The 2,368-nt window shown below is 62.2% G+C and carries 2 protein-coding genes; both read right to left on the bottom strand.

The features are described from left to right. Positions 1–28: 28 nt before the first annotated feature. Entirely contained in the window at positions 29–319 is a 291-nt protein-coding gene (locus VKM35_RS05325) for a hypothetical protein (RefSeq protein ID WP_324319122.1), read from the bottom strand. 103 nt (positions 320–422) lie between these two features. Next, entirely contained in the window at positions 423–2,159 is a 1,737-nt protein-coding gene (locus VKM35_RS05320; RefSeq protein WP_422652923.1) for an IS1634 family transposase, read from the bottom strand. Positions 2,160–2,368: the final 209 nt, after the last annotated feature.

The following is a 2,368-nucleotide window of genomic DNA, read 5'->3' as shown; positions in this document are numbered from 1 at the left end:
GAAGCCGCCGGTCCGTCGATGGCGATGATCATGACGGCATTCTTCCCACGACCTCGATCGCCGTACGTATCGCTGCAGGGGCCGAAGGGTCCAGATAGATCGTTCCGTCCTTCTTTAATGCAACCCGCCGTGGCTTCTCGGCCGAATTGTCGTAGATCGCTGCCCAATCCGCCTGATCCAGGAACCACGGAAGCTGCCCGAGAGATTTGGCCCAGCGCTCCCTGATCTTTACCTCGTCGACGTTGTGACCCCCTTTTTTCACGCGAAGACGCACACGCTCGACGTTGAGATCAGGTGATTGCAGAATGATGTAGGTCAAACGAAATTCGAATTGTTGTTGCTTTGCAACTAGCCCGAACTTCCTTCTTGCGGAATCGATAACCCACTGAACTCGCGTTTGTTTGTCGCGAGCGCGGGGGCAGTTACTGGGTACGATCCGGGTTGATACCGAGAAGTTCGAAGGCGCGTTGCTGGATCGGAGTTGGCCTGGTGTGAAGGGTGAAGAGGTATTTCTCGTTGAGGGCGGTGGTGGCCTGGATGCGGCAATAGGTGGCGAGGTCGGCGAGGAGGGTTTGGAAGCTGTGCACCGGCAGACCGTCCGCGGTGCGTCCGGTGGTCTGCTTGCGGTTGGCGACGTCGGAGCGCTCGGCCTTGGCGACGATGCTGGCGCGCTTGGCGGCAGCGGCCTCGTGATCGGTCTCATCGTAGATCATAGGGGCGAGCCGCGCGCGCATGTGATGCTCGACATGATAGGCGAGCATGCATAGCAGGACGTGGCCGCGCACCCGCGGCGCGGTCCAGTGGAAGATCGGCCGCAGATGGATGTCGACGGTCTTGAGCGAGCGGAACGCCTGCTCGACCTGGGCAAGCGACTTGTAGGCGCCGACGGTTGCGGCATCGCCGAGAACCCGTTTGGGCAAGTTGGTGCGCACCACGTAGAAGCCGTCAAGCGCCGCCTCGGCCGCGATGACATCGGTCTTGCGGCGGAACGCAAAGGTCGCCTCGCCGATGTCGAGTTCGAAGTGCTTGGCCATCTTGTAGCGGTTGACGACGGCGCCGACCTTGAGGCCAATCTGGTCTTTGCCGCGCAGCGGCTGCCTGGCGCGCGCGACGGCGGCAGCGATGACGGCGAGATCGCGTTCGGTCGCGGCCAACAGGTCGAGACGCTTGCGGCGGCGCTCGGCGGCGAGTTCGCCGTTGCGGCAGACGATGAGCCGCTCGCCCGGATAATCGGGCGAGGTGATCGCCGCAATGTCGCGCCGGTCGAACAGCGACAGCTGCAATTCGCCGGCCTCGACCAGCGCGCGGATGGCCGGAGCGCGCAGCGCCGTGATCCAGTCGAGGCCGGCCGGCGCGATGTCTTCGTCGATGCGCGTTTGCGTAATCATGCCGCGGTCGCCGACCAGCACCACATGCTTGAGGGCGAAGCGCGCCTTGATCTTGTCGATCTGCGCCGCAAGGGTCGCCGGGTCGCCGGTATCGCCCTCGAACACTTCGATCGCCACTGGGCAGCCGTCTGGCGCACACATCAGGCCGTAGACGATCTGCAGCTTGCCCTTCTTGCCGTCGCGATTGTAACCGAGCCGGGCGAGTTCGCAGCAGCGCCCCTCCAGGTAGCTCGACGACACGTCGTAGAGCACCAGCGTGCCGTCGCGCAGATGCTTGCGGGCAAGCGCCTGCTCGATCGCGCCCTGGCGCTCGCGGAGCCAGTCGATGGCGGCGTAGAGTTCGTCCTCATCGATGGCGCCGAGACCAAGAATGTCGCCGAGACTTGAAGAGGCAGTCGCCGGATCGAGCATGCGGGCGGTGGCGAGCTTGGAGGCCGGCGCGATCAGCCGCACCACGATCATTGCAATGACGAGATCGCGTGGCCGGTTGCCGGCCGGACCGAGAATGCGATCAAGCCCGATGGCGCGCAGCGTGCCGAGCACAGCGGCGACATGACCGTGCGGCAAGGCGCGCCGCACGATGATGCTCTCCCGGTCGGCCGGCGTCGCGGTGCCGCCCTTGAGCAGCGTGCGCAGCCCCTCGACGAGTTCGGCCGGCCAATCTGACAGATTGGCAATGGTGCGTTTTTTGATCTTGGCGCCGTCGCGAAAGCTCTCGCGCAGCAGGATGGCGGGCGGCGAATTCCGGTTCGGCACCGATTCGATATACATGGCGACAATATAACGACATGGCACCACATTATCAATAAGCATTTTACCATTTACATGGCTACATTTTACTGGCCATTTTCCGGGAATTTCATCAAATCCAAGGCTTTATAGATTTTGATAGAGGGAAGTTCGGTTTAGCCAAGCGATCAACTCGTTCAGGTCCTTCGCTGCTATCGTTTTCCTTGCAAAAACTAAAAATGGAAACGTCG

The organism is Arenimonas sp. (assembly GCF_035312645.1).
Taxonomy (GTDB): Bacteria; Pseudomonadota; Gammaproteobacteria; order Xanthomonadales; family Xanthomonadaceae; genus Arenimonas.
Note: the sequence above shows the minus strand (reverse complement) of the source record. Positions and strands in the feature narration are given on the sequence as shown.

Bases quoted from the DNA above. Each gene is read 5' to 3' on its own strand.
- VKM35_RS05320 (WP_422652923.1), bottom strand. From the start codon at position 2,159: ATGTATATCGAATCGGTGCCGAACCGGAATTCGCCGCCCGCCATCCTG.